The organism is Soonwooa sp. (assembly GCF_032062245.1).
GTDB lineage: Bacteria > Bacteroidota > Bacteroidia > Flavobacteriales > Weeksellaceae > Soonwooa.
Genome location: NZ_DAMBQF010000007.1, coordinates 86,666 through 109,554, shown reverse-complemented (window position 1 = coordinate 109,554; position 22,889 = coordinate 86,666). Strand labels below are relative to the sequence as shown.

The 22,889-nt window shown below is 35.1% G+C and carries 26 protein-coding genes, 1 pseudogene and 1 riboswitch; of the genes and pseudogenes, 11 read left to right on the top strand and 16 right to left on the bottom strand.

All coding sequences use genetic code 11. From position 1 onward, the window contains the following. Positions 1–328: 328 nt before the first annotated feature. The 4 genes from asnS to RT037_RS06085 form a co-directional block, all read right to left on the bottom strand. Positions 329–1,777 (bottom strand): asparagine--tRNA ligase, encoded by a 1,449-nt coding sequence (gene asnS / locus RT037_RS06100; protein WP_313028926.1) that lies wholly within the window; start codon positions 1,775–1,777, stop codon positions 329–331. 51 nt (positions 1,778–1,828) lie between these two features. Further along, positions 1,829–2,392, bottom strand: coding sequence for a CDP-alcohol phosphatidyltransferase family protein (locus tag RT037_RS06095; protein WP_313028921.1), 564 nt, complete (start codon positions 2,390–2,392; stop codon positions 1,829–1,831). A 49-nt stretch (positions 2,393–2,441) separates the two neighbouring features. Then, complete coding sequence (locus RT037_RS06090; RefSeq protein ID WP_313028918.1) at positions 2,442–2,732, bottom strand: LA_2272 family surface repeat-containing protein; 291 nt, start codon at positions 2,730–2,732, stop codon at positions 2,442–2,444. 72 nt (positions 2,733–2,804) lie between these two features. Beyond that, positions 2,805–3,083 (bottom strand): hypothetical protein, encoded by a 279-nt coding sequence (locus tag RT037_RS06085; protein ID WP_313028914.1) that lies wholly within the window; start codon positions 3,081–3,083, stop codon positions 2,805–2,807. Positions 3,084–3,218: 135 nt separating this feature from the next. Here RT037_RS06085 and RT037_RS06080 point away from each other — a divergent pair, with 135 nt between their 5' ends. The 4 genes from RT037_RS06080 to RT037_RS06065 all read left to right on the top strand — a co-directional run bounded on the left by RT037_RS06080 (position 3,219) and on the right by RT037_RS06065 (position 5,244). Further along, positions 3,219–3,404, top strand: a complete 186-nt coding sequence (locus RT037_RS06080) for a helix-turn-helix domain-containing protein (RefSeq protein ID WP_313028910.1) — start codon at positions 3,219–3,221, stop codon at positions 3,402–3,404. A 213-nt stretch (positions 3,405–3,617) separates the two neighbouring features. Continuing rightward, complete coding sequence (locus tag RT037_RS06075; RefSeq protein WP_313028906.1) at positions 3,618–4,151, top strand: hypothetical protein; 534 nt, start codon at positions 3,618–3,620, stop codon at positions 4,149–4,151. Between the two features lie 408 nt (positions 4,152–4,559). Continuing rightward, positions 4,560–4,874: a hypothetical protein gene (locus tag RT037_RS06070; RefSeq protein WP_313028901.1), complete on the top strand. Its 315-nt coding sequence runs from the start codon at positions 4,560–4,562 to the stop codon at positions 4,872–4,874. Further along, positions 4,855–5,244, top strand: coding sequence for a hypothetical protein (locus RT037_RS06065; protein ID WP_313028898.1), 390 nt, complete (start codon positions 4,855–4,857; stop codon positions 5,242–5,244). The genes RT037_RS06070 and RT037_RS06065 overlap by 20 nt, the downstream gene beginning before the upstream one ends. Here the strand turns inward: RT037_RS06065 and rimM are convergent, their stop codons facing one another. The 7 genes and pseudogenes from rimM to RT037_RS06030 all read right to left on the bottom strand — a co-directional run bounded on the left by rimM (position 5,245) and on the right by RT037_RS06030 (position 8,508). Continuing rightward, the gene (rimM, locus tag RT037_RS06060) at positions 5,245–5,787 is read right to left on the bottom strand and encodes a ribosome maturation factor RimM (protein WP_313028895.1); all 543 of its coding nucleotides are present in this window, start codon (positions 5,785–5,787) and stop codon (positions 5,245–5,247) included. Between the two features lie 12 nt (positions 5,788–5,799). After that, positions 5,800–6,357, bottom strand: coding sequence for a 30S ribosomal protein S16 (locus RT037_RS06055; RefSeq protein ID WP_313028891.1), 558 nt, complete (start codon positions 6,355–6,357; stop codon positions 5,800–5,802). Positions 6,358–6,466: 109 nt separating this feature from the next. Further along, positions 6,467–6,979, bottom strand: coding sequence for a nitroreductase (locus RT037_RS06050; protein ID WP_313028888.1), 513 nt, complete (start codon positions 6,977–6,979; stop codon positions 6,467–6,469). Between the two features lie 36 nt (positions 6,980–7,015). Continuing rightward, positions 7,016–7,327: pseudogene (locus tag RT037_RS06045) on the bottom strand (GNAT family N-acetyltransferase); the annotation flags it as partial. Between the two features lie 18 nt (positions 7,328–7,345). Further along, the gene (locus RT037_RS06040) at positions 7,346–7,519 is read right to left on the bottom strand and encodes a hypothetical protein (RefSeq protein ID WP_313028883.1); all 174 of its coding nucleotides are present in this window, start codon (positions 7,517–7,519) and stop codon (positions 7,346–7,348) included. A gap of 4 nt (positions 7,520–7,523) precedes the next feature. Continuing rightward, positions 7,524–7,973 (bottom strand): hypothetical protein, encoded by a 450-nt coding sequence (locus tag RT037_RS06035; RefSeq protein ID WP_313028875.1) that lies wholly within the window; start codon positions 7,971–7,973, stop codon positions 7,524–7,526. Positions 7,974–8,058: 85 nt separating this feature from the next. Continuing rightward, the gene (locus RT037_RS06030; RefSeq protein ID WP_313028871.1) at positions 8,059–8,508 is read right to left on the bottom strand and encodes a copper resistance protein CopD; all 450 of its coding nucleotides are present in this window, start codon (positions 8,506–8,508) and stop codon (positions 8,059–8,061) included. A 305-nt stretch (positions 8,509–8,813) separates the two neighbouring features. Between RT037_RS06030 and RT037_RS06025 the strand changes: the two genes are divergently transcribed. The 3 genes from RT037_RS06025 to RT037_RS06015 all read left to right on the top strand — a co-directional run bounded on the left by RT037_RS06025 (position 8,814) and on the right by RT037_RS06015 (position 11,805). Then, positions 8,814–10,898, top strand: coding sequence for a M3 family metallopeptidase (locus RT037_RS06025; RefSeq protein WP_313028867.1), 2,085 nt, complete (start codon positions 8,814–8,816; stop codon positions 10,896–10,898). 120 nt (positions 10,899–11,018) lie between these two features. Further along, positions 11,019–11,396 (top strand): DUF2255 family protein, encoded by a 378-nt coding sequence (locus RT037_RS06020; RefSeq protein WP_313028864.1) that lies wholly within the window; start codon positions 11,019–11,021, stop codon positions 11,394–11,396. Between the two features lie 28 nt (positions 11,397–11,424). Beyond that, positions 11,425–11,805 (top strand): YchJ family protein, encoded by a 381-nt coding sequence (locus RT037_RS06015; RefSeq protein WP_313028860.1) that lies wholly within the window; start codon positions 11,425–11,427, stop codon positions 11,803–11,805. Between the two features lies 1 nt (position 11,806). On the opposite strand, the gene RT037_RS06010 is transcribed toward RT037_RS06015, so the two are convergent. Both RT037_RS06010 and RT037_RS06005 read right to left on the bottom strand, forming a co-directional pair. Beyond that, positions 11,807–12,046, bottom strand: a complete 240-nt coding sequence (locus tag RT037_RS06010; protein ID WP_313028857.1) for a VF530 family protein — start codon at positions 12,044–12,046, stop codon at positions 11,807–11,809. 93 nt (positions 12,047–12,139) lie between these two features. After that, positions 12,140–14,956 (bottom strand): TonB-dependent receptor plug domain-containing protein, encoded by a 2,817-nt coding sequence (locus tag RT037_RS06005; RefSeq protein WP_313028854.1) that lies wholly within the window; start codon positions 14,954–14,956, stop codon positions 12,140–12,142. A gap of 109 nt (positions 14,957–15,065) precedes the next feature. Then, a riboswitch (SAM riboswitch) is annotated at positions 15,066–15,170 on the bottom strand. A 224-nt stretch (positions 15,171–15,394) separates the two neighbouring features. Here RT037_RS06005 and RT037_RS06000 point away from each other — a divergent pair. The 4 genes from RT037_RS06000 (at position 15,395) to RT037_RS05985 (ending at position 20,329) form a co-directional block, all read left to right on the top strand. Beyond that, a complete protein-coding gene (locus RT037_RS06000) occupies positions 15,395–15,556 on the top strand; it encodes a hypothetical protein (RefSeq protein ID WP_312323828.1) in 162 nt (53 codons plus the stop codon). Further along, positions 15,553–16,758 carry an exonuclease subunit SbcD gene (locus RT037_RS05995; RefSeq protein WP_313028847.1) on the top strand — a complete coding sequence of 402 codons (1,206 nt, stop codon included), beginning with the start codon at positions 15,553–15,555 and terminating at the stop codon, positions 16,756–16,758. The genes RT037_RS06000 and RT037_RS05995 overlap by 4 nt, the downstream gene beginning before the upstream one ends. Positions 16,759–16,766: 8 nt before the next feature. Further along, complete coding sequence (locus RT037_RS05990) at positions 16,767–17,060, top strand: GIY-YIG nuclease family protein (RefSeq protein WP_312322425.1); 294 nt, start codon at positions 16,767–16,769, stop codon at positions 17,058–17,060. Between the two features lie 245 nt (positions 17,061–17,305). Continuing rightward, positions 17,306–20,329 (top strand): AAA family ATPase, encoded by a 3,024-nt coding sequence (locus RT037_RS05985; protein ID WP_313028842.1) that lies wholly within the window; start codon positions 17,306–17,308, stop codon positions 20,327–20,329. 48 nt (positions 20,330–20,377) lie between these two features. On the opposite strand, the gene RT037_RS05980 is transcribed toward RT037_RS05985, so the two are convergent. The 3 genes from RT037_RS05980 to panD all read right to left on the bottom strand — a co-directional run bounded on the left by RT037_RS05980 (position 20,378) and on the right by panD (position 22,594). Further along, positions 20,378–20,878 (bottom strand): peptidylprolyl isomerase, encoded by a 501-nt coding sequence (locus tag RT037_RS05980; RefSeq protein WP_312322423.1) that lies wholly within the window; start codon positions 20,876–20,878, stop codon positions 20,378–20,380. A 357-nt stretch (positions 20,879–21,235) separates the two neighbouring features. Beyond that, positions 21,236–22,240, bottom strand: a complete 1,005-nt coding sequence (locus RT037_RS05975; RefSeq protein ID WP_313028837.1) for a lysylphosphatidylglycerol synthase transmembrane domain-containing protein — start codon at positions 22,238–22,240, stop codon at positions 21,236–21,238. 3 nt (positions 22,241–22,243) lie between these two features. Then, entirely contained in the window at positions 22,244–22,594 is a 351-nt protein-coding gene (gene panD / locus RT037_RS05970) for an aspartate 1-decarboxylase (RefSeq protein ID WP_079668297.1), read from the bottom strand. Between the last annotated feature and the right edge of the window lie 295 nt (positions 22,595–22,889).

Sequence of the window (22,889 nt, the reverse complement as noted above, 5' to 3'; positions counted from 1 at the left end):
TAATATTATCAACTAATTTACTTCCTTAATTATCCTAATGCAAACTTACCATGGAGGCGACATCCTTTAGGCTTGGAGTGAGGCGGCGGAGCGCAAGCGGAGCCGTCCGAGCGACAAGCCTAAAGATATAGCCGAGAGCGGGAAAAAGCTTCAAAAAAAACTATAAAGGCTTTTCGATGAAATCAATTGCTCCTAAAGCAATGGACGTAGTCAAAAAGCTTCCAAAAAAAACTATAAAAACTTTTCGATGCAATCAATTGCTCTTAAAAAAACAAAACCGCCTTTCAAGAAATTTTGAAAGGCGGGTTTTTGTATTTTAAAAACTGAATTAAAATTCAGCACTTTTGGGTGTTCTTGGGAAAGGAATTACGTCACGGATATTGGTCATACCTGTCACGAAAAGCACCAATCTTTCTAGTCCTAAACCAAATCCTGCATGTGGCACAGACCCGAACTTACGCGTATCTAAATACCACCAAAGCTCGTGCTCATCAACATGCATTTCTTCCATCTTTTGTTTAAGAACATCTAGACGCGCTTCTCTCTCCGATCCACCGATAATTTCGCCAATCCCTGGGAACAGTACGTCCATCGCAGCAACGGTTTTGTTATCCTCATTCAGCTTCATATAGAAGGCCTTGATATCTTTCGGATAATCGAACAACACAACTGGGCTTTCGAAATGCTTTTCTACTAAGAAACGCTCGTGCTCCGATTGTAGATCTGCGCCCCAAGCTTCGATTGGATATGCGAATTTTCCTTTTTTATTCTCTTTAGAATTTAATAAAATATCGATTGCTTCTGTATAAGATACTCTCTTGAAACGTTTAGCAACAACGTTTTGAAGCTTTTCGATAAGACCTTCTTTTGCTCTTTCTTTTTCTGGTTTTGTTTTTTGCTCTTCCTCAAAGCGCTTATCCAAAAATTCTAAATCGTCTTTGCAATTTTCTAAACAATAGTTGATCACATATTTTAGGAAATCCTCAGCCAAGTCGATATTGTCCTCCAAATTGTTGAAAGCAACTTCTGGCTCGATCATCCAGAACTCAGCCAAGTGACGCGTCGTGTTAGAATTTTCTGCTCGGAAGGTCGGTCCAAATGTATAAATACGCCCCAATCCCATTGCTGCAGTTTCGCCTTCCAACTGGCCAGAAACCGTTAAGTTGGTTTTTCTACCGAAGAAGTCTTGTGTGTAATCGATTTCTCCTTCTTCGTTACGCGGAATGTTATTTAGATCAAAATTAGTAACACCAAACATTTCGCCAGCGCCTTCTGCATCGGCACCTGTAATAACTGGCGTGTTGATGTAGAAGAATTGATTTTGATTAAAATATTGGTGAATCGCAAAACTCACCGCACTTCTCACTCTGAAAACCGCTCCAAAAAGATTGGTTCTGAATCTAAGATGTGCTTGCTCACGCAATTTTTCTAAACTATGTTTTTTAGGCTGCAGAATCGTCGATTGCAATTCTTCGGTAAAGTTATCACCAAGAATTGTAATTTTTTTCGCGACTAATTCTACCGTTTGACCAGCACCTTGACTTTCTACAACTTCACCTGTTACCTTAAGAGAGGCCGCTGTGTTGATATTTTTGATAATGTTTTCATCAAAATTTTCGAAGTCTACGACCACTTGCAAATTATTGATCGTTGATCCGTCGTTAAGTGCTATAAAACGATTAGAACGGAATGCTCTAACCCAACCGTAAACTGTAATGTCGTGATGTAAAACTTTCTTGTAATCTGTTAAAAGATCTTTAATTGTTTGCTTTTTCATTATCAAAAATTAATGTCTGCAAAGTTATGAAATTTAAACAGTTTTAGCCTATTAACTATTAAAGTAAATATTCTTTTTAATAGATTTCCCTTGACGAATTCGCCATGCATGATAGCAACCTGGGATGTCATGCTGCCATTTTGGAAGTATAAGAACAATCAAAATCACATCCAAATGCGAGATCAGTCCTAAAACAACGCCTGTCGTGAAAGCCCAACCAGCATACTTAAAACCTAACAAACTGGTAAAAGCAAGTAGCAAACTCAGTCCCCACATTTTGGATAGAAAAGCGTGTGTACAGGTTTCCTTACCGAATTTTGCAAAACTTATGATGTAACACAAAGCTTCCATAATAAAGATTAAAATAATCGGAACTTTGTTTTGTTGAATTAATTCTGGCAAAAGTAAATATGTGCCAACACCTATGGATAAACAAAACACCAAATCGGTCTGACTGTCCAATCCTCTTAATTTCTCCGAAGCAACACCTGCTTTTCTCGCAATAATACCGTCAAATATATCTGAAAACAATCCTAGATACATTAAAATCAAAATAGGAATTTGCGCTTCTATCTTTAAATAAAATGCTAAAACTAAAATAATTGGTGCGCACAAAAATCAAAACACAATCAATAAATAAGGTATATTTTTCATCGTTCTTGTTTTAAAAATTTATAAATGGCATCGTACGTTCTCCGTTTCGGTTCCAGAAACCTAATTGTAAAGCCGAAGTTGATTTCGAAATATTAACCATGCCAATTTGGATTCCGAAACCTGTCTGCATATGGTTGTACACACCAATTTGCATCCCTTTGAAATCATCAGCCGAATTATAACCGCCAACAAAAAGTCCTCTTCCGCTGCTTGCGTGATTTCCGAAAATAGAAACACCAAGTCCATTTAATTCTTCAACATCACTACTAAAAAAGCTCACGAAAGCACCATTTATATCCATACCGTAATTGTACATCGAGATGCCAAATCCAGTATTACTTACCTCCCTAAGATTACCAGCCAGTGAAAGACTTTATCCATTAATTTGTGCTTTTGTCATCGTATTTTGAGCTTTTAATGAATCGTAAAAACAAAAAATCAAAAAACCAAGTGGATTAACATCGAGATTAAATCCGTGGATGGTTTGAAAACCCTTTGATTTCGGATTAAAATCACCATCGAGACCAATTCCGACCCCAATTCCGTTAACATCGCTAATATTAGACGACAATGGTGTGAACGTAATTATCTTTGAAGCGCCACCTTGAGAACGTGTTTCTTCTTGACCAAAAACGGTCAAGCTTGTAAACATTGTGATTTGTATAAAAAAATAGGTTTTAATAATTCTGATTTCTAAAATTCTATTTCAAAATTAGAGGCAGAATAGAAGATTGTCTATGCGCAAAACATTTAAGTTTTTTATTAAATTTGTGAAAATCACAAAAAAATGTATCAGGAAGCTTTACTTCGAGAAATCCGAAAAAAAATCGGTGACAAATCCCTTAACAACGAGCTCGCAAATATCCTTAATATCAGTTACAATGCTGCACACCGAAGAAGTTCGTTGAAGTCAAAATTCAGTTTGGAAGAAGCGGTAGAATTGGCAAGATATTATCAAATTTCTTTAGACTAATTTGTCGGAACGACCAATCAATTGGTTGTTCAGCGCATACAAACTGTCAAGTCATCGGAGGATTTGCTTAATTATTTTGATAATTCTTTAAAGATTTTATCAAGTTTTAAAAACAAAAATCAGCACGCTAAAGTTTATTATTCGGCTAAGGACATTCCGTTTTTTTATACGATTTCGGATTCCTTATTGTCGAAATTCAAGTTTTATGTTTGGATGAATCTTCTTAACCAAGATAAGTTTTTGACCAAGTTTAAAGATTTTGATTTTAAATATTATTCTGAAAGTAACAAAGCTTTAGAAGAACTTTATGAACAACAGGAAGTTACTGAAATCTGGAACGAAAGCAGTATTTCGAGTATTCTTCAGCAGATAAAATTCTATTTTGAAATTGGAATGATTTCGTCAAAAGAAGGACAATTAATTTTAGAAGATTTAGAGACATTATTCGATCGTTTAGAATCAAAAATTGCGGACGACCAAAATTTTGAAATCTACATCAACGAAATTGTGATTCTTAACAACAGCATATTATTCACCAACGAAACGGAGAACGCTTACTTTGTTCCCTTTAGTATGTTTGGTTACATTATGACCAACGACAAAGTGACTTCTGACGATGCCAAAAGTTATTTTGAACACCAAATCAAAAATTCAAAATCCTTGAATAATGCTGGAAACCGCGATCGTGCATTGTTTTTTAATAAAATGAAAAGAAAGATTAACGCTTTGAAAGACGAACTTGTTTAAATAAAATTTCAGAATCTTATATTAGTTTTTAGAAATACAATTATTAAAAACTATCTTCTTTTACTTTTTTTGATTGCCATTACGTTCTTGTTATTCTCCAAAATCGGCCATCGAAGAAGATAAACATCCTGACATTACGCACTTTCCGAGTTTTAAAAACAATAGTATCAAACTAACAAAAGTTGCAGAATGGACTGCTACAGAATGAAATAGCATCAAATTTTTATCACGTGGCGACTATTTGTATCTTTTTACTGGCCAGATTATCTTCAAAGGGATCGTCAAGATTGGAAACTGCTCATTCTTAAAAACGATAAAATTCTACAAAAAGACAGCCTGAAAACAAATTTTGACAATCAGAATTTGGCTTTTCTTGACAGTAAAAATAATCTGTACGCAAACAGATTTATGTACCAATATCTAGATTATAAAATCAAAAAAGAAATTCCACTTTTTGACCTTGATGTTATCGCTGGAAAATATGAAAAACAAAGGCATATTGGTGAACAAGAAAGGGATTCGGAGATATTTAACAAAATACATGAAGAACGAAAAGCCCTTCAGAATAAGATGTATTCACAAATCCAAGATATGACTTTGGTTAGCGATCCTAATAATTCTTCAATAGATCTAGATAATTTCTCGTGGGGAACTTTCAATTATTTTTGTAACTTCAATACAAACGAGCCTTTTCTATTAAGAGATGATTTTCTTTCAGCCTGATCAACGAAATCTTTTAAAAGAACTAAAACTTAAAATGAAGCGTATCCCAAATGAGGATATGTTACGAGATCATTATTATGAAGTGGTTAGCATTTTGAAAACTGAATTTAAAACCGCTAAAGATAGTATTGTTACTGGAAATGCTTGGTTCAGCCAAGGAAATCATTATGTTGCGAGCTTTGGTTACGCACCAGTCTACATGAAATATTACAACGTCAACCTCAACGGGACAAAGACTGAAACCAAGATAGATTACACCAAAACAGGCATTAGTCACCTCATCGATACTGATTTGGGAACTTATTTGGTCATGATAAATAAAAAGGAAAAAGTTGGTAAGTACGAAGTTTATTTCTTACCAAAAAAATAGTTATTCGTCTTTTTTGTGCTCTCCTAAGAAAACATCCATCAAGCCATCTGGCAATTGCATTTTGATGAACTTTTCGTCGCGATTAACTTCCAAAATCCAATCTTTAATAATTGGGATAACAACATCTTTGTCCGCTAATCTTAAAATAAAATAATGTTGTGCTGTCTGGTCATTAACAGACTGAATGATGCCACAAGTTTTTCCATCTTCTTCATGGATTTCGAAACCGACAATCTCGTGATAATAGAATTGCTTGCCCGAAAGTGGTGGCAAAGTAGAAAGAGGAAGATAAACATCTTTCCCAAGAACTTGGTCAGCCACAGTTTCGGTAATATTTTTAAGTAAAATGTTGAGCGCATCGGACTTGCTCCACGATGTTTTTTCAATAAAAAAAGGAACCAATAATCCGTTGATTTCAACGAATATTGATTCCAATTTATTGTAAAGTTCAGGTTGATCGGTGTCCAATTTTAGGATCACGTGACCAGCCAATCCGTGCTTACGCGTAATTCTTCCTAATAAATAACAGTCTTCTTTACGCATAATTGAGGATTCTTACGCTTCAGTATTTTCTTCAGCAGCAGCTTCTCCTTCAGCAGGAGCCTCTGTAGTTTCTTCAGCAGGAGCGTTAGCAGCTTCTTCAGCAGCTTTAGCATCAGCCTCAGCTTGTGCAGCAGCAGCTACTCTAGCTTCGTTTACTTTAACCTCAGCTTCCAAAGCAGCTTTTTTAGCATCAGCTTTAGCAGCCGCTAAACCATCAACTTTACCTTGTACTTTAGCTTCTTTTGCATCAACCCAAGCAGCGAATCTCTTCTCAGCTTCAGCTTCGTCAAAAGCACCTTTAGCAACACCACCTTGTAAGTGTTTTTTGTACATAGCACCTTTGTAAGAAAGGATAGCTCTTGCAGTGTCAGTAGGCTGAGCACCGTTGTTTAACCACTTAACAGCAGCATCAACATTTAGTTCGATAGTTGCAGGGTTAGTAACTGGGTTGTAGATTCCGATTTTTTCGATGAATTTACCATCTCTTTTAGCTCTTGAATCTGCAACCACGATGTGGAAGAAAGGTTTCCCTTTTTTACCGTGTCTTTGTAATCTAATTTTTACTGACATATTGTTTTAATTTTTGGGATCACGTCCCGGTTAAATTTTAATAGTGTGCAAAGATAGTAATTTCTTTTAATTTAGAAATTAAATATCAAAACAATTTTAAAAATAAAAATTAAGCCAAACTTCCCATATAGAAAAGCCCCAAACATTTTTGGTTTTCCTCAATTTTTAAAGAATCTTTAAGATGATTAACCAAAGCTGGCGAACTCCAATAACAACCAACTCTATTAACTGTACAGGTTAAATACATATTTTGGACTGCCATCGCTGTTGCAGCAATCTCTTCCCAATCGGGAACAAGTCCACTGAACTCGCAAACTATTGAGATTACAATATTCGCTTTACTGATTTTGAAACCAATATCTTGATATTTCTTTTCAAGGAAAGTTTGCGGTGGCGTTATCGTTTTATAAATAGATTGCAATTCTTCACCAAGTTGTTGTTTGTCTTCATTTCTAAAAACTTTGAAGCGCCAAGGTTTTGTCTTTTTATGATTAGGTGCCAAAACCGAAGCATTAAGAACTTCTTCCAAAATATGTTCTGGGATTGGCGTATCGGTATAATCTTTGGGAAAAACACTACGTCTTTCCTCGATAATATGTTTTAAAATCTTTGCATTTTCCATGTGGTAAAAATACGAATAGATTTATGGATTCTAGAATTAAGTTTTAGAAATAAAATACTGAACAGCTTTTTGCCCATCTAATAAAATATTCTTCGAAAAGTGCATTCCACATTTTTCTAAAACGTAAATCGATGCCCTATTTTCTGACATCGCACGACCTATAATATCTTGAAGTTTTAAAACAGAAAATCCATAATCTAGACAAGCTTTAGCAGTTTCGGTGGCGATACCTTGATTCCAAAATTTTTCAAAAATCCTGAATCCTAGATCAACTTCATCAGTTTCTGGATGAAATTTCAGTCCGCACCAACCTACAAATTCTTGATTAGATTTAGAAATAATTGCCCATCTTCCAAAACCATATTTTTAGTATTCTCTGTAGTTTTGTAGAAAATCTCGTGCGTCATCAACATGATCAAAAGCTTTATCACCAGTATATTTGAGAACGTTTGGATTAACATTTAAAGCATAAAAAGATTCAGCATCATTTATATTTAATTCACGAAGAAAAAAGCGAGACGTTTCTAGAATAGTCTTCATTTAATTAAATAATCTCTACTATTTTTTGATGGATTTTATTAAGTGTAAACTCGCTACCAACAGTCAAACCTAACATTTTTTGCGCTAAAGGACTCTCCTCCGAAATGGCATAAAATCGGTCACCATCATAGAAAAATTCGCCCAACGATATCGAAATATAAAAACGAGCTTTATTCGTGATCACCAAAGCGCCAAGTCTCACTTTTTCGAAATCAGAATTGACAACTTTCGCCATTGATTCTTGCATATCATAAAAACCCGCTAATTGCTTTTGCAATTGATAAATCTCTTCTTGAGCTTCCTCACGAATGCTATCATACTTTGGCGTTTTTTTGATATCGCGACTTGCTTCTATGGTAAAATCTATGAAGTTTTCTAGCTTTTTAATTTTGTCAGACAAAAGTTGCATCACAAAACGCCTTAATTCACTTTTTTCATATCCAATCTTCTGCATCAACTTAATATTTAGATAAATATAATATTTTTCAAATAATCATATTTAAAAAAGTACTCTTCAAAAATTAGTGACATTTTATTTATTAAAAAGAAATTCCACCATACCGAATAAAACTCCCAACCAACAAAAAACCAACACCCAATAACGTAACCGAAATCACATGAAAAGCCATCAATGGAAGTGTTTTCGCAGAAAGTTTGGGTAATACTAGCAAGTTAGCACTCAACGCAAACAAAATAGTTACGAGAAGAAAACCTAATTTTATGGAAATCGCCGTTTCCAAAGGATTTTCAAAATGAAACCAATCATCCCATTTAATCCCGAATTGATACGACATCCAAACGCCCGTAATCACCATAACAAGTAAAGCTGGAATTCCTATTTTCTCATATTTCCGTTCAAAATTGAGTAGAATTTCAGGCTCTTTTTTCTTCAAAACTTCGGGTAAAATTCCGATGGACAAAATCAAATGGCCACCCACCCAAATGCATGCGCCTAATAAATGGAATACTAAAAGTAAATGATGCGACATTCTTGATATTTTAATCAAATTTAGCATTCTTTTACGTTACAATTTAGGGAACTGATAATTTTCATGGCGTCTTTTCCGGCTGTCACTAGTCGCTTCCCAAGCCAATCCTAAACCCTCTTTTTGGGAGAGCTCCAACATGCCGTTCCATCCGGGACGCAATTTTGTCACAATTTCAAGATTTGGCTTTATCTTTGAGAAAGAGATATAAGAACCAAGATTTAAGATTTCAGATTTAAAACTTGAAACATTAAACTCAAAACTTAAGTAAATACATTGTACTTTGTACATCATTAATACAGCAAAATATGAACATACTTACCCAAAATTTCAACACACCTTATCATACGCCACCTTTTGAAAACATTAAAAACGAAGATTATCTTCCCGCATTTAAAGAGTTAATTTCAGAATCAGAGAAAGAAATTGATGCAATTGTCAACAATTCAGAAGAGCCAACTTTCAAAAATACAATCGAAGCTTTGGCTTATTCAGGTGAGAAATTAGATGTCGTTTCTAATATCTTCTTCAACCTAAATTCTGCCGAAACCAGCGATGAACTTCAGCAAATTGCACAAGAAGTTTCGCCACTTTTAACAGAATATTCGTCTAAAATTTCACAAAACGAAGCACTTTTCAATAGAATTAAAAAAGTTTACGATGAGAAATCAAAATACAATCTCAATGAAGAGCAACAAATGCTTTTAGATGAAACCTACAAAGGTTTTGTGAGAAGCGGCGCTTTACTCAACGATTCGGATAAAGAAAAATTGAAGCAAATCAATATGGATTTATCGGTGAAGTCACTTCAATTCGGACAAAATGCGCTTGCAGCAACCAATGCGTATTTCAAACACATCACCAACAAAGAAGATTTAGCTGGAATTCCAGACGCAATTTTGGAACAATACGCTGAAGAAGCCAAAGAAAGAAATTTAGATGGCTATGTTGTGACATTACAGTATCCAAGCTATGTTCCGTTCATGACCTATGCTGATAATCGCGAATTGAGAAAAGAATTGGCTTTAGCAAATGGCAAAAAATCTTTTGACGGTGGCGAATTTGATAATCAAAATCTTATCAAAAAAATTATTTCATTAAAACAGCAGAAAGCCGAACTTTTAGGTTATAAAAATTACGCAGATTACGTTCTGGAAGAGCGAATGGCGAAATCTCCAATTAAAGTTATTGAGTTTTTAAATGAACTTTTAACAAAAGCAAAACCTTACGCCCAAAAAGAAATTGAAGAACTAAAAGCTTTAGCAAAAGCCGACGGAATCGAAGATATGCAAGGTTATGATCATTCTTTTTACGCTGAAAAGTTGCGTAAAGCAAAATACGATTTCAATGATGAGGAATTAAAACCTTACTTCCCTTTAAATCAAGTTCAGGACGCGGTTTTTGGACTGGCAAATCAACTTTTCGGATTGGAATTCAAAGAAGTTAATACGATTCAAAAATACCATTCGGATGTTCAAACCTACGAGGTTTATGAGATTCAAGAACCAAGAACCGAGAATCAAGTCTTCGACTCCGCTCAGACAGACAACCAACAACCAACAACCGACAACCGACAGCTTAAAGCGATTCTATACACCGATTATTTCCCAAGAAAAGGAAAACGTGCCGGCGCTTGGATGACGAGTTATAAAAATCAATTCACGAAAGATGGCGAGAATTCTCGTCCACACATTTCTATTGTTTGTAACTTCAGCAAACCAACGAAAGACACACCAAGTTTGTTAACTTTCCAAGAAGTGACGACGCTTTTTCACGAATTTGGACACGCAATTCACGGAATGTTAGCCAATACGCAATATCCAAACCTTTCAGGAACTTCTGTGAAATGGGATTTTGTAGAATTACCATCTCAGTTTTTGGAAAACTTCTGCTACGAACCAGAATTCCTAAAAACATTTGCAAAACATTACAAAACAGGTGAAGTTTTACCCAACGATAAAATTGAAAAAATCGAGCAATCCAAAAACTTTATGGAAGGCTACCAAACGCTTCGTCAATTAGGTTTTGGATTATTAGATATGGCGTATCACACGCATCCTAAAGATGTAAATGACATAAAAGCTTTTGAAGACGCTCAAACTTCGAAAACCTCTTTATATCCAGTAAATCCTGAAACGGCGATGAGTCCGACTTTTTCGCACATTTTCCAAGGCGGATATTCGGCGGGATATTATTCGTATAAATGGGCAGAAGTTTTGGACGCAGATGCTTTTGCTTACTTTAAAGAAACTGGAATTTTCAATCCTGAAACTGCCGCAAAATACAAAGTTCTATTGTCATCCGGCGGAACCAAAGACCCAATGGAATTGTACAAAAACTTCCGTGGCAGCGAACCAAAAGTAGAAAGCCTTTTGAAAAGGGCTTTTGGGTAAACTTATAATCTCACGTCACTTCGAGTAGCGTAGCGTATCGAGAAGTCTTTGCATTAAAAACTTCTCGATACGATTTTTTCAAAATCTACTCGAAGTGACGATTCCTCATAAAACTCAACAATGCAAAACGAAGCAATTAATTACATCAATTCGCACAACCTTATCGGAATAAAAGCTCGAAAGGAACGCGAAACTTTTCTTGAAATTTGGATGGTTACCGTTGATAACAAAATTTTTGCACGTTCCTGGGGATTTGCCGAAAGAAGTTGGTACAGCACTTTTCTAAATGATTCGAACGGCGAAATAAAATGCGGCAACCAAGTTTTTAAAATTAGAGCCGAAATTCCCAAAGATTTAGATCGTTTAAACGAAAAAATTAGTCAAGCGTATTTGAATAAATATAATTCGGGCGAGAATTCTTTTTTATGCAAAAGGAATTACAGAACAAAGCCATATCGAAAAAACGATGGAATTTATTTTAATCTAAAATTGATTTAATTCTTAATTCATAACTAATAATTAAAAAATGACTTGTCCTTGCTGCTCCGGAAAAACCTACGAAGAATGTTGCCAACCTTTCCACAAACGTGATAAAACTGCATCAACAGCGGAAGCTTTGATGCGTTCGCGATTTTCGGCATTTGCGATTCCGAACGCAGATTATCTTTGGGAAACGACACTTTCTTCCAAAAGAAAATTCCATGATAAAGCCGAATTGCAAGAATGGGGCGAAATAAATACTTGGACAAAACTTGAAATCATAAAAACTCCGGCGCTTAATCAAGTCGAGTTCAAAGCCTATTATACCGACCAAGATGGTAATTCACAAATTCATCATGAATTTTCGTACTTTCAACCTGTGAAAGGTCGTTGGTATTATGTTTCGGGAGAGTTTATGGATGATTAAGTTATTCCAAATTTTTCTTTTTCTTTCTCAAAACATATAAATACAAACTCTCAACTTTGGCGCGTGCCCAAGGCGTTTTGCGAAGAAATTTTAATGAAGATGACACACTAGGATTTTCACCAGTAAAACAGCGAATGTTCATTTGTTTTCCCAGTTCGCCATAACCTTTGTAGTATTCGAGAAGTTCTTCCAGAATCGTGTCCAAGCGTTTTCCGTGAAGTGGATCTTTAGAAGTTTCCATTTTTTTTGAGCGAATTTAGTATTTTAATCTTATTTAATTAGAATTCAATAAAAAAGCCATCGAAAATTACTCTCGATGGCTTTTTGAAAAATATTAAAACGTCACACTTAACTTACTAAACACATATCTTCCATTCTGTCCAAACTGCGATGTAGAACGAGAATAGACAAATTGATCGTTATTAGAAGAGAAAGGCAAATTCTTGGTTGGATAGATATCAAATAGATTATTCACACCAATTGTCAAATTAAAATTCTTATTGATGTTATAACCAATCGACAAATCGGTGATTATCTTATCCGAAATTAGTTGATGTTCGTTAGGAAGTGTAATTCCATCAAAGTTGGCATCAAGAATATCGGCACCCCAAACTTTTCCGTAATAGGTATTTCTTAAGTAAAAATTAAAATCTTTCCAAGACAAATTATGTGAAAGACTCGCCTTAACTTTTGGCACAGAATCTTCCAAATAAATACGAGATTTTTCAGAGAAATAAACATTTTCTAAACCTGCATTTCGTAACAAATCCGAAGCATGAATATCACCAACTTTCTGAGTTTTGGTAAGGTTAATAGCGAAATCATTATTTAATTTGAAATCGCCTGTTCTATAATTATGACTCACGACAACATCCAAACCTTTGGTTTCGGTATCGATAGAATTTGCAAAAAACTGAGCTGCATTTACACTTGCACGGTCCAACTCATTTCTTACAGCCTGTAAGTTCGGATTAGCTTCAATCTGTTTGTCCGTCGGTCTTGAGAACTGATCTGTCAATACAATTCTGTTATCAATTTTAATGTAATAGGCGTCCGCAGTAATATTTAAATTAAGTGTCGGGATTTTGTATGCAAAACCTGCGCTCACTGATTTTGAAGTTTCCTGTTTTAAACTCGGAATCCCGAAACCTTTTGCAATTTGAGATTCGTTGCTAAAAGTTCCAACTTCTTTTAGCTCACCATTGACAAACAAAGTCGAAGTTGTGTTGTAATAAATCTGATGAATAGACGGCGCACGGAATCCTGTCGATCCTGCAAAACGGAAATTAAGCTGATCTGTAAGTTTTATTCTAGACGCCAATTTATAGTTAAAAGTCGATCCAAAATCCGCATAATTCTCATAACGCAAAGCAGCATCAACTAACAACCAATCTGTGAAATTAAATTCTGCGTCAGCGTAAGCTGCATAAGAGTTTCTGCTTTTGTCTGTTTTATTTTCATTTCTAAAACCAGCAAAAACTTGAGAACCGCCTGGCAAAGCATTTCCAAAGAAATCTGTAGGATTAACAGAAGTCAGCGTCTGAGGATTTCCGTTAACATCATAAGCCGTGTAAGAAGCCTCCTCACCAGAATTTATTTTGAAATTTTCATGACGTTGCTCGAGTCCAAAAGCAAGATTCAAACCTTTGAAAACATCAAAAGATTTATTAAATTCTAAATTAACTGTGTTTTGTAAAAATGCTAAACCTCCAGCTTTAAAAGATGACGGCGACGCAAATCGCAAACTGGTATTGCTTGTATTTTTAATGGTATAATCAAAACTATTTTGACCGAAAGTATTACTAAGATCAATATTCCAACCATCAAATTTCCCTCTGACGCCGGCAGAGAACGACACGTCTTGGATGCTTGTGTTAATTTGTGGTAAGTAACCATCAAGATACAATCCAGTAAAAGTTCTTGATTGTGATGGACGTCTGAAAAAACCTCCTGAAGAACCATTTCTTGTCGAATATCCACCGAAAGTGTAGACCTTCCAGTCATCACTTATTGGTACTTCAACATTTGCAAATATTTGATGGCTATTAAGTTTGGACTGTCCAACTTGCATGTTAAAATCTTTTCTTGTTAAACCGCGATATGCCAACTCTTGATCGGTAAAATAATTCAGTTGATCTTTTGTAAAAGAACTCGGATTTAAAACCGATTGCAACGCAGAAATACTATTAGCAGACTGGATTTTCGACTGCAAATCGCCACCGAAATAGCTAACATCTTGCGCATATTGATGTATTAAATTCACAAAATCTTGTTCACCAGCTGAACCTTTCAATTGTCCAATATTGCTAAAATAAGACGCCAAGTTCACACCATTTTCAGCAGCTCTTTTTTCGATAGCATTATAGGCATTGTAGATAGGATCACTTTCTGTACCTGCTCTTCTTGTTGGTTCACGGAATTGTGAAGACCAAGTTAAATTATAAAAACCGCCTTTGCTGCCGATTTTGTTGCCATAATTCAAGTCCACTTGAAATTGTTGTCCATCATAATTCCCCGTGTGATCGTTAGCAGTCGGTGTCAAATAACCTCCATAATTAAACTGTCCAGTCAATTTTCCAGTATCACGTTTCAATTGCAAGTTGAGCACTCCTGCAATCGCGTCCGATCCATATTGCGCTGATGCACCATCGCGAAGAACTTCGATTCTGTTAAGCGCAAAAGCTGGAATTGCATTAAGGTCTGTCCCAACAGTTCCTCTTCCTGGCGTCCCATTTACATTGATTAAAGCGGAAGTATGTCTTCGTTTTCCATTAATCAAAACTAAAGTTTGGTCTGGTCCCAAACCGCGTAACTGCGCAGGATCCAAGTGATCCGTTCCATCAGCATTGGTCTGAATAGTCGATGTAAAAGACGGCGCAATCGAATTAAGAATTTGGTTGATGTTAGTCTGTGGCAACGACTCTTGCAAACCTTTTAGGTTAAACACATCGACAGGAACAGGACTATCTGCTTTTGATCGTCCTCCACTTCTAGAGCCAACAATCACCACTTCCTCAATATGCTTAGCAGAAGTTGTATCTTTGGGTTTTGCAACTTCTTGAGCTTGAATAGAATAAACTCCTGAAAAGAAAACAACAGCTGTCGTAACAACGACTTGTTTTCCTCGATTAAAATTAATTTTAGATTTCATATTTTAAAAATTTACTTTTAAGTTTAGAGCAAAAAAAACTTCTTCCAGCCAAAGCTGAAAGAAGTTATTATAGACAGGCATCCTAAATACCCGACAAATATCGTATTTCAACTTATTTTTCCTTTTTTCAAAGGCTGAATGTAACACCTTACCATATTTTGGCAGGTTGTTAAGACATCAATGGGTCAGATCCCTCCGTCTTTCTTAATAAGTATGACAACAATTCGCAATCATGCTACAAACTTAGGCAGAATAAATTTTTTGACGAAATTTTTTTAACGTGACAAAAATCACTTCATATATAATAGATTGAAAATCTGACATTTAAAAGACTATTCAAGGCATACGAAGTACAAAAACAAAACTTTAGTTTTACGGATTTCCTTTTTATTTTCCTTTTAAACTTCACTATCTTAGCTTCATTAAATAGGCTTAAAAATGAGCAGAAATACGGATGCCAACCGAAAAGCGCACAAGAAAAAAATCGACCAAAAGAAGAGGAAAACTCAAGAATCCGAAGAAAAACGAAAAGCTAGATTAAAAGAAATTAGAGCCAGTTTTATTGAGAAGGAGAATCAACAACAAGATAGCGAATCATGAAAATTTTACATACTGCCGATTGGCATTTAGGAAAACGCCTAGACCGATTTTCACGATTGGAGGAGCAAATTTCGGTGATGAATGAAATCATCGAAATCGCTGATGAACACAAGGTTAACATGGTAATTATTGCGGGCGATTTGTTCGATAATTTCAATCCAAGTGTTGAGGCGGTTGAACTTTTTTATAAAACTTTAAAACGACTGTCAAACAACGGAAAACGTCCCGTAATCGCCATTGCAGGAAATCACGATTCTCCCAATTTGATTAATGCGCCAGATCCTTTGGCTCGCGAATGCGGCATTATTCTTATCGGACATCCTCAAGCTAAAATTCAAGAATTTGAAGTAGAAAATTTCAAAATTATAAATTCTCTAGAAGGATTTTTAGAATTAAAATTAAATCAGTTCGCATATCCAATTCGACTAATTCATACGGCCTACGCCAATGAAGTTCGGTTGAAACAGTATTTCGGTGAAGAAAAAGAAAAAGCTTTGAACGAAACTTTAGCCGAACATTGGAAAACTATTACCGACGACTTCTGTGATGAAAACGGTGTTAATATTTTGACTACGCATTTATATATGAATAAGCGTGGTACTGCACTTTTAGAAGAACCTGAAGGTGAAAAACCAATCAAAATCGGAAATGCAGATATGGTGTATTCCGATTCAATTCCCAATCAAATTCAATATACGGCCTTGGGACATTTGCACGGCTTTAGAAATATTGGAACGGAAGAAAAACCTGTTGTTTACAGTTCTTCACCGCTTTGTTATAGCTTTTCAGAGGCTGGCCAAACCAAATTTGTTTCCATTATTGATGCAAAACCCAACCAAAACATTTCTTTTGAAAAAATTGAATTAAAATCTGGACGGCAATTGGTTAGAAAAAGTTTCGATAATGTTGATGAGACAATCACTTGGTTGACACAAAACCCCAATACATTAATTGAATTGACCATCGAATCTGATTCTTTTTTGAAAGCAGAAGATCGCAAACGAATTTTTCAAAGTCATGACGGTATAATTTATTTAATTCCAAAAGTGAAAAACATCGAAAATCAAAAGACTGAAATCGCTGAAATTGACATCACAAAAGATTTAGAGCCTCTTTTCGTCGATTATTTCAAGTCGAAAAACGCTAATCAAGAACCTAATGAAGAATTAATGGATTTGCTTAAAGAAATTCAGAAGGAATAAAGATTTCTATGCAAAATTCTTATGTCTACATATTACTTTGTTCTGATAACACTTTCTACATTGGTGTAACCTCGGACGTCCACCAAAGGCTTATAGAACATCAAGAAGGTAAGCATTTTGGGTCTTACACCTATACAAGAAGACCATTAATATTAGTTTATTATTGTGATTTTACAGATATCAACCTCGCAATTTCCTTTGAAAAGAAAATCAAAAAATGGTCTCAAGCTAAAAAGCAAGCTTTGATTGATGGCAGATTTGAAGATTTACCAAATCTTGCAAAAAAGAATTTAAAAATATAAGACTAAAGTTCTCGATACGATTTTTTCAAAATCTACTCGAACTGACGACCGAAACAACGTTACCGACTAAGAATATTTATCTGAATTTTATTTTCAAACGTCTTAAACACAACATCGGTCGGAATAGTGAACTTGATTAAATAGTTAACATAATTATAATGATTATCTTCAGCTATCATTAAATATTTAAAACACAACGTCAGTTCGAGTAGCGCAGCGTATCGAGAACTCTAATTAAAAAAAATATGATTCCACAGAAACTAACTATAGAAGGACTTTATTCGTATCAGGAACGTCAAAGCATCGATTTTTCCAATCTTACGGAAGCAGGATTGTTTGGGATTTTTGGGGCGGTTGGTTCTGGGAAATCGTCGATTTTGGAGGCGATTTCTTTTGCATTATATGGCGAAACTGAGCGATTGAACGCCCGTGATAAACGTGCGTACAACATGATGAACTTAAAATCCAATCGATCATATATTGAATTTGATTTCATCAATCATGAAAATAAATTGTTCCGAGTAACGCGAGAATACAAACGAAATTCTAAAAATTTTGAAGACGTAAAACCTGCTTCGGCGGTGTTTTATGAATTTAAAAATGAAACTTGGGAAGCTTTGGATCACGTGAATGCGGAGGAAATTATTGGCTTAAATTATTCCAATTTCAAACGAACGATTATTATTCCGCAAGGTCAATTCAAGGAATTTTTGGAGCTGGGCGCAAAAGAAAGAACGGATATGATGAAAGAAATTTTCAATCTGTATCGATTCGATTTGCAGGATAAAGTTTCAGGTTTAAATAAGAAAAACCAAACCGAACTCGATCAACTTGAAGGAAAACTTTCTGGTTTTGAAACGATTTCGGAAGAACATATTGCTATTCAAAAAGATAATTTAAGAGAAGCGAAAACGACTCAAGAAAACTTAAAACTCGAATTTGAAAAAGTCAATTCGCATTATCAACAATTAAAAAATCTGAAATCGGATTTCGAATTGCTTTCCAAAAAAGAAACTGATTTTTCGGAATTAGAAAAAAATAAGGAAACAATTGATGCAAAAGAGGGTCAATTAAAACAGTATCAATCTGTTTCTAAACTGTTTAATGACGATTTAAAAGAAAGAAATCGAAATCAAAATCTTTTAAAATCTACGGAAGAGCAATTAAAATTAGTGGACGAACATTGTAAATCGTTGACGGATAATTCGAATCGATTACAAAAATCAAAAGAAGAATTGCAACCAAAAGTTGATGCGCTCCCGAAACAAAAAGTTCTTGAGCAAGATTTAGAATTGCTGTTTCATGTAAAATCCGATGAATCCAAACTTGCAAAAAATGCCCAAAGCACGATTGAAGGAGAAAAATTTGTAAAAGAATTTAAAGTAAAAGAAGAAGAAACTTCCACAAAAATTCAGAATCAGGAACAGGAAATTGAAAGTTTAAAATCTCAATTAATTTCATCTGCAACATTGATTGAAGTTGGCGATTGGTTTTCGAAAAAGCAAAATTTGTCTAACAATTTAATTAAAGAAAAAACTAATTTTGAAGCCAACAAAAAATCGATTGAAGTTCTTGATGAAAAACTAAAAAATCTTGATATAGAAAAGCTTTTCACCGAAATTTCAAATTTAAAAGAGGAAAAAGAAAAGCTTCAAAATCAGAAAAATAAGCTGGAAGTTTCGCGCCAACTTTCGCATTATTCTACCGAATTGCAAGATGGAAAAGCTTGTCCGTTATGCGGTTCGGAAGATCATCCTTCGATTGCGGTTTTCGAAGATGTGAGCAATGATTTGAAAGCTTTAGAAGAAAAACTTTTGGTTTTAAATGGGCAATTGGAAAATTTAGAACAAAAAACGAAGGAAGCTGAAAGACTTCAACAAGAAAAAGTTTTGGTTTCACAACAAGGAAAACTAATTCAAAATTCGATTGAAACAATAAAAAGTCAAATTTTGGAATTAGAAAAAACCTTCATTTGGAAAGACTTTTCAAAAGACAATTTTGATGACTTTCAAAATCGAAAATCAGAAAATCAAAACAAAGAACTCCAACTAAAATCGAAAGAAAAAGAACTTAACACTTCCCGAACAGAATTAGATTCTATTCGGAAAAAACTAGAAAAAGCCAATCAACGTTTTCTGAAAATTTCAAATGAAAATTTAGAATTTAAAACCAAAATAGCGAGTAACAAAGCGCTTTTAAAAGAATTAAATCCAAACGATTATTCTGAAAAAACAGAAGCTGAAATTCAGTTGCAACTTGAAAATTTAAAACAAGAGAATCAAAATACAGAAACGGTTTGGAATCATCTTAATACGGAAATTCAAGAAATTCAAGTCAAATTATCGTCTGAAAACACGAAGCGTGACCAATTTCAAAAACAAGTTTGTGATTTAAATTCTCAATTGGAAAAGATCCAAAATCAATTGAATGAAAATTTAGAAAAATCAAATTTCGTTAATCTTGACGCAGTTTTAGAAATTTTGAATCAAAATTTAGACGAGCAAAATATTCAACAAGAAATTCAGAATTTTAAAATTCAATTTGAAACTTTGAAAAACAGCATTTCGGAATTGAAGGAAAAATTGAAGGATTTTTCGTTTGATGAAAACTTATTTTTAGAATCAGAAAACCAATTTAAAACCAAAGAATCTGAACTTGCAGAAGCCAATAAATTGGCTATTCAAATCGCTGCTGAAATCGCACGTTTGGAACAAGAATTTAAGAAAAAAGAGGATTTATTGAAAGAACAAAACGCGCTTTCAAAACGTGCAGAAAACTTAAAAACAATGTTCAATCTCTTTAAAGGAGCGGGGTTAGTGCAATATGTTTCGTCAATTTATTTACGACAATTGTGTGATCATGCGAATGTTCGATTCCACCGAATGACGCGCAATCAATTAAGTTTACAATTGAATGATAACAACGATTTTGAAATTATCGATTTCCTCAACGAAGGCCGAAGCCGAAGCGTGAAAACGCTTTCTGGTGGACAAGCTTTTCAAGTTTCCTTGAGTTTGGCGTTGGCTTTGGCGGAATCTGTACAATCCAATGCGAAAGCGGAAAAGAATTTCTTCTTTATTGATGAAGGTTTCGGAACGCAAGATGTAGAGTCGGTCAACATTGTTTTTGAAACTTTAATGAATCTCCAAAAAGAAAACCGAATTGTCGGTATTATTTCCCACGTCGAAGAATTAAAAGAACGTATCCCGATGTCTTTAAGCATCGAGAAAGACGAGGAACGAGGAAGTCTCATTCAAGTTAATTCATAAAAAAAGTCACTCCAAAAAGGAGTGACTTTATATTTTCAATATACTTGATTAGTGCGCTTCGTTTCCGTCAACACCGTGAGCATGACCGTGAGAAAGCTCCTCTTCAGTTGCAGGTCTTGTGTTAAAGATCTCAACATCAAAGCTCAAAGTTTTCCCAGCCATTGGGTGGTTAAGGTCAGCAACAACCGTTTCTGGAGTCACCTCAACAACGATCGCGTTAAAGTTATTACCTTGGTTGTCAGATAACGGCAACATCGCACCAACTGGCGGAATTCCACTCTCTTGGAACATATCGATTGGCAATTGCGCCACAGCATCATCTTGTCTCTCGCCATAAGCCTCAGCTGGAGAAATTGTGAACGATTTTTTGTCACCACCAGTAAGACCTTTAATTTCTTCCTCGAATTTTGGAATCATCATCCCAACACCGTATAAAAATGTTAATGGATTTTCAGACGTTGTATTTTCTACAAAAAGTTTTTCACCGTTAGCTTCGATCGTGTTCAGCGTGTAGCCTAAAGATACTACGTGATTGTTGTCTATTGTCATTTGTTTTGATATTTAAGGATTTCTCCTCGTTGTAATTATTTCAAATTTTATGTTTACAAAGATAATCTTTTGAAATTATTATCTTTAATAAACTTTCATTTTGGGCAATCCCCTCGCTAAGGCATTTCCCACAGCTCGGGTCGGGCTATCCGCTTGTAGTCCTCAGTCGGCTCTCGCTTCGCTCGCGCCTCCTTGCGGGCTACCGCTTCTATCCCTATTGCGAATTAACGCTGTACTTATTTGTTTAATGAATAAAGTTTCAAGTTCAAGGTTTCAAGTTCAAGGTTTCAAGTTCAAGGTTTGAAGTTTCAAGTCTAGAATCTTGGTTCTCGGCTCTTGAACCTTGACTCTTTTAAACTAAAACTTTCTAGCCTTCGCTAACATCGGAATCGAGATTAATCCCATCACCAACATAATGCAAATCTGCAACGGCAACGAAATAAAAGAATAAATTAATCCAACTTCACCACCAAGATTACCATCTTTCCCCATCGAGATGAATAAGGCCATAAAACCAAACTTCATCGCCAAATTAAATGCGCCAATTCCGCCAGAAGCTGGGATAATCATGCCCAAAGTCCCAACCACCAAAATGAAAAAGCCATCAGCAAATCCAAAATCAGATGTTTCGGGAAGAGAAAAACAAACCAGATAAGCCGCAAAATAATAGCAAATCCAGATTAGAACTGTATAAAGAATAAATTTTGCCTTTTGTTTCATTCGGAAGATTGACATCAATCCGTCTAGGATTCCATCAATAAAACCAACTATTTTTCCAAGAACTGGTACATTAGCTAGTCTTTTTCTTATTGCAAAGAAGATGATACCGCAAACAGCTAAGGCTCCAAAAATTAAAGCAATTTTGTTGGGGTTAATGTTAACACCAGATTGTTTATAAAATGATAAAATCGCATCGTATTTAAAAATCAAAGTCAAGCCTAAAAAAGCCAACATACAAACCAAATCGACAACTCGCTCTAGTATAATCGTCCCGAAAGATTGGTCAACAGGCACTTTTTCGACGCCATATAAAGCTGTTGCACGCGCCACTTCGCCACTTCTTGGGATGGTCAAATTCATCAAATAACCAAACGAAATAGACCACAACGAATTGCTATTCGATATCGAATGTCCCATTGGTTCCAACAAAAGATTCCAGCGCACCGCACGAAACCAATAAGCGCCCAAACCAAAACAGGCTGCAAAAGCTACCCAAAGATAATTGGCTTTCGACAAAGAAGCTTTTATCACTTCAAAGTCCAAACCCTTCAAAGCAAGCCACAAAAAAAAGCCTGCAAAAGCAAGCGATACAGCAATGGTGATTGCCGTTTTTATAGGATTATTTTTTTTAGCTTCAGCCATTCATTAGGTTAAAAGGTTAGTATCTTCGTTCGGGAAAACGATTTTTGGTTGGAAGGTTTTAGCTTCCTCAGGCGACATCTGCGCATACGCGATAATGATAACGGTATCTCCTTTGTGCACTTTTCTTGCCGCTGGACCATTAAGACAGATTTCTCCAGAACCACGAGTTCCTTTAATAACGTAAGTGTCAAAACGTTCGCCATTATTAACATTAACAATATAGACACGTTCGCCAACGATAAGGCCAGCTGCGTCGATAAGATCTTCGTCTATGGTAATGCTCCCGATGTAGTTAAGGTCGGACTCTGTGACTTTAACTCTGTGTATTTTGGATTTGAATACTTCTATTAACATGTTGCAAATTTACTATAAATAAGTATTTTTCAATAAAAACTAAGCTTAAATTATTTATATTAGTACAATTAACTTAACAAAAGTTTAATATCAAAATTCAAGAATCAACAATTTGCAATTGTAAAAGATAAATATTGCTAATATCCTTATACAATGGCAATAACAACATTACAACATTTAAAGAAAGCCCTTAATTTGGCAAATAATAAAATTATGAATTTTATATCATAATAAAAAAAATACTAGGTTTTTCTCTAAAAAACACAAAAAGACTTGTATGAAATGAAAAATGTTC